At 71.4% G+C, this 4,748-nt stretch carries 3 protein-coding genes and 2 pseudogenes; 2 read left to right on the top strand and 3 right to left on the bottom strand.

Annotated elements, in window-relative coordinates:
• A pseudogene (locus tag MXD58_RS20200) lies at positions 1–609 on the top strand (FtsK/SpoIIIE domain-containing protein); the annotation flags it as partial.
• Between the two features lie 23 nt (positions 610–632).
• Here the strand turns inward: MXD58_RS20200 and MXD58_RS20195 are convergent.
• From MXD58_RS20195 to MXD58_RS20185, 3 genes are read right to left on the bottom strand one after another with little or no spacing between them, the layout of a single operon-like run.
• The gene (locus MXD58_RS20195) at positions 633–941 is read right to left on the bottom strand and encodes a WXG100 family type VII secretion target (RefSeq protein ID WP_248837706.1); all 309 of its coding nucleotides are present in this window, start codon (positions 939–941) and stop codon (positions 633–635) included.
• A gap of 45 nt (positions 942–986) precedes the next feature.
• Complete coding sequence (locus MXD58_RS20190) at positions 987–1,280, bottom strand: hypothetical protein (protein ID WP_248837707.1); 294 nt, start codon at positions 1,278–1,280, stop codon at positions 987–989.
• A gap of 52 nt (positions 1,281–1,332) precedes the next feature.
• Entirely contained in the window at positions 1,333–2,343 is a 1,011-nt protein-coding gene (locus MXD58_RS20185; RefSeq protein WP_248837708.1) for a hypothetical protein, read from the bottom strand.
• 218 nt (positions 2,344–2,561) lie between these two features.
• Between MXD58_RS20185 and MXD58_RS20180 the strand changes: the two are divergent.
• Positions 2,562–4,748: pseudogene (locus MXD58_RS20180) on the top strand (hypothetical protein); the annotation flags it as partial.

Below are 4,748 nucleotides of genomic sequence, written 5' to 3'. Positions count from 1 at the left end.
GGCCCGCTGCGGGCGCTGCTCGGCGTCGGCGGCGACGCGGCCGCGCCGGTGCTGCTCGACTTCGCCGGGCGCGCCCACACGTTCCTCATCGCCGGTCCCCCCGGCTCGGGACGCAGCAACACGCTGGCGACGCTGGCCGTGTCGCTGCTCGCCGGTGGCACCAGGCTGGTCGTGCTCACCCCGCGGGACTCGCCGCTGCGCCGTCTCGCCGCCCACCCCCAGGTCAGCCTCGCCGGGCTCGACGCGAGCCTCACCGTCGAGGGGCCGGCGGTCGTCCTCGTCGACGACGTGGACCTGCTCGGGTTCTCCTCACCGCTGGAGGCACCGCTGCGCGAGATCGTCTCCGCCGGGCGGGACCGGGGGGTCGGGCTGGCCTTCGCGGGCAGCGGCGAGGCGCTGAGCCAGTCGATCAGCGGCTGGCTGGGGGAGGCCCGCCGCTCCCGCCAGGGGGTGCTCCTCGCACCGCAGACCTCGCTGGAGGGTGACCTGCTGGGGACCAGGATCCCGCCGAGTCTGCTGCGCGCCGGGGTGCGTCCCGGCCGCGGTCACATCACCGACGCGGCCGGGACGCTGCGCACGATCACGATCCCCCACACCGTGCTGCGCTGATGACCGTGCGCCGCGCTGAGCGCTCAGGCGTCCGACGTGGACGGCTTCGCGAGGGAGGCGTCCATCGTCTGCAGGTTCTGGGAGATCATGTTGAAGCTCTCCGCGAACTTGCCGATGTTCTGGATCGCCGCGGTCAGTGACGCGTTGAACTCGGCGTACTGGGCGCTCATCACCGGGCTGGACTGTGTCATCCACAGTCCCCCGGAGCTGGTGAGCAGTTCGGTCACCCGCGACTGCAGCAGCGAGAGCGTGCTCTGGATCTCACTGCCCTCGCTGGTCAGCCGCCCGGCCACGGCGCGGACCTGGCCGTAGTCGACGTCGATCTCCGCCATGTGCTGGTTCCTCCGTAGGTCGCTGTCCGGCCGGATGGGGGCGGCTCAGGTGCTGCTGATCGCCGCGTCCATCGCCTGCAGCTGCGAGACGATGTTGTTGAACTGGTGCGCGAAGCTGGTGATGTTGTTCACCGCGTTCGTGACCGAGGTGTTGAAGTCGGTGTACTGCTGCTGCAGGGTCGGGCTGGACCGCACCAGCCACAGGCCACCACCGTTGGTCAGCAGGCCCGACACCGCCGACTGCAGCGCGGTCAGCTTCGGCACCGTCTCGGCGACGGCGGCGTTGAGCTGCGTCGCGACCCCGTTGACCTGCTCGTAGTCGATCGTGATGTCCGCCATGCGCCGCTCCTTACTCGTTGCTGGTCACTCGTTGTTGGTCACTCGTTGCTGGTCACTCGTTGATGGGGGTGTACGGGTCATCCGAGGGCGGGTCCTCGTGCGATGTCGACGTCCACAGGCCGCGCTGCGGATCGCCGGTGTAGGTGTCGGTTCCCTTCGGGCCGGTGACGACCTTCGTGCCCGTGCCGTCGGGCATGAGCACGACGGAGGTGGTGGTCGTGTTGCCCTCGGGGTCCACCGTCACGCTGTGGTACTGACCGTGGTCGCCCGGGGTGACCGTGGTCGAGGTCGTGCCGTCGTCGGTGGTGCTGGTCACCACGTAGGTCCGGTCCGGGTTCGTCGTCTGGGTGATGACCTCCTTGCTGCCGTCCGAGTGGGTGACGGTGGTGGTGTAGTCGACGGTGTCGGTCGTCCCGTCGCCGTTGAAGTCCTGGTAGGTGTAGGTCGTCTCCTCCGAGTAGCTCAGCCCGCTGGACGAGGTGATGGTGCTGGTCTCGGAGATCACCCTGCCGTCACTGTCGACCTTCGTGGCGGTGGTGGTGCCGGTGCCACCCGGCCCTGCCAGGGTGCTCGGCGCCGCCCCCGGGTCCTGCGGCGGCGGTCGGTCCTTGCCCCACAGCGGGATGGTCGCGGTCCGCAGCACGCCGTTCTCGTCGTAGTACTTGTAGATGATGACCTGGTCCTTGGTCTCCTGGTAGTGCTTCCAGGCGTCCTCCTTGGCCTTCCACTCGCTGATCTGCGCCTGCACCCGGCCCTCGTTGACCTTGGTGAAGATGTCGCTGTCCAGCTCGAAGTAGGCCTTGGCCACGCTGTCGAGCAGCTTCGCCAGCTCGTCCAGCTTGTCCATCGAGTCCTTGAACGGCTTGTGGCAGGTGCTGTAGAACGCGCTCAGCGCGGCGAACAGGGTCGCGCTGCCCACCGCGTCCGACCCGATCTCGCCCTGGCTGCTGACGACCGCGCGCCCCCCGACGGACTCGACGTCGGTCTGGATCTGCCCGCGCAGACTCTGCATGCTGGCAGCCAGCTCATGCAGCAGGTTGTAGTCGAGCACGAGATCAACCATGCCGGCTCCTGTCCGCGGCGACGGGCCGGCGGGACGGCCCACTGCCTCCTACTACGCGCGCCGTGGGCCACAGGGTTCACCGGTGAACCAGACGACCGGGTCGGCGCGTAGTACCGGACGGGGGCGCAGTACCCGTCGAACGAAGGTGCTCTCGACAGCGGCACCTTCCGCGCACGCGGACACCGGGAGCCGCCGCGGGCAGCCACGAGGAGGGCCGCGTGCCACGACCGACCGACTGGTCCCCGCTCGGGCTGCCCGGCGATCCCACCCCCGGCGACCCCGACGCGCTGGCGGGCGTCGCCGATTTCATGGTCACCATGGCCGGGCACGCGGACGCCGCCGACACCGGCCTGCGCCAGGTCGTCGCCAAGAGCGGCGAGGGGGCCTTCGTCGGCAAGACCGCGGACTGGCTGCGCGACACCGTCAACACCGCCATCCAGGACTTCATCGGCGGGGTCCGCCAGGCGTTCCACCAGACCGAACCGGCCGTGCGCTCCTACCTCACCGCGATGCGCGATGCCCAGGCCCGGGCGGATGCCGCGCTCGCCCAGGCGGCCGGCCTGGCCGCCGACGACCAGCGCCGGGACACCCTCGCCAGCGACGCCAAGGCCGCTGGCGGCGACCAGGAGCGGGCCGCGAAGAGCGCCGCCGAGACCATCCGCGGCGCGCGGGGATTCATCCACTCACCGAACCCGAAGAAGTCCGCCTGCGAGGTCTTCTGGGAGATCTTCGGCTGGATCGTGCTGGCGATCACGGTCGTCGCCGTGTTCGTCGGCGGACCCATCGGCCTGCTCGCCCTCGGCCTGAACGCGGTCCTGGCCACCAAGGCGGTCATCGACTTCACCCAGGGCAAGACGAACATCGCGGGCCTGGTGCTCGGCCTGCTCGGCCTGCTCGGGCCCTCCACGAAACCACTCATCGCACTGGCCACCCTGAAGAACATCGCCCGCACCGCCGTGACCACCATCAAGGACGCGGTCAGCACGACGGGGAAGACGATCGCCCGGCTCGGCAACGACTTCTGGCACGCGGTCACCACCTTGCGCCTCACCACCATCGTCGACGGCATCGGCGACATCGCCGCCACGATCGCCGACACCGTCCGCTCCGGGTCCCTGTGGAAAATCAAAACCTTCACCGTCGCCGACGTTCTCGGGGCGCACGGCCTGGTCACCCTCAAGGACGCCGTGCTGGGCTTCCCCGCGGCCACCGGGAAACTGCTACGCAGCATCGCCGACGTCGGCGGCACGTTGCCTGCCGCGCTCCTTACCAGCGTAGAGGCGGTGCCCGGGTTCGCCCGGGACCTCGTCGGCGGCCTCGGCACGGGGCTGCGGGCCGTGCCAAGGCTGCTGAGCAACGAGTTCGGCGACTGGAAATGGCTCAAGATCTTCCTGCCGCTCCACGGCGTGGAGATCGGTGTCCTCGGCGTACACGACGCCTTCCGGCTCGGCGTCCTCGGCCGCGGCCTGGGGATCGGCGACCACGCGGCGCTCGCCGCTCAGGTCAAGATCGCCCAGGCCGCCGGCGGCGCGGTGCGCGTCACCGACGGCATCCTGCACAACCTGCACGTCCCCGAGCCCGGTATGACGCACACCGACTCCGGCCTGCTGGTGCCGGAGTCCGCCGCGGGAGTCTCCGGCGTCCACTCCCTGCTGGGCGCCGGCGTCTCCGCCCACCCGGGGCAGGCCGGCGGCCTCGGCGGGCAGCTCGTGCTGCCCGGCTCGTCGCTGGCCGGCGTCCACCTGCCCACCACCGCCGGGGAGAACCTCGCCACCACGCTGCCCGCCGGGTCGAGCCCCGCCCTGGCCCACGGCGTGTCGACGGCGGCGAACCTGTCGCCGACCGGCCTGCACCCGCTCGGCGACGGCAACCCCCTGAGCGGGATCGCCCCGACCGCGGGACTGCACGCCGGTGACCTGACCTCCCCGGCCCGCCTCGCCGCCCACCACCTGGCCGACCAGTCCGTCGCCGGCCTGCCGGAACTGCGCGCGGCCGCGAACGGCGACATCAGCGCGCTGCAGCTCGCCGACGGCCGGATCGCGTTCAACCTCAACGCGGCCGACGACGGCCGCATCATGGTCGGCACCAGCACGATGCACGTCGGCCCCACCGCGCATCCCGACAGCGTCATGACCGCCGCCGGCACGCCGCAGCCCGGCGGCACGGTGAACCTCGCCGGCCCCGTCCATTCCGGTAGCTCAGCGCATTCTGGTAGCCCGGTGCATTCCAGTGGTCCGATGCAGGCGGGGAGCACGGTGGACCTCGGGAGCGCCGCCGAGCGGCGCCCACCCACGCAGACCGGCGGCGCCCAGCAGGGACACCTCGCCCAGCCCGGCTCCCCGGCCCTGCCGGCCGCACGCCCGGAACTCGCCGGGACCGGCCACCCCGCCTCGCCGGCGCCGCGC

The organism is Frankia sp. AgKG'84/4, from assembly GCF_023242965.2.
In the GTDB taxonomy this organism is placed as follows: Bacteria; Actinomycetota; Actinomycetes; order Frankiales; family Frankiaceae; genus Frankia.
Note: the sequence above shows the minus strand (reverse complement) of the source record. Positions and strands in the feature narration are given on the sequence as shown.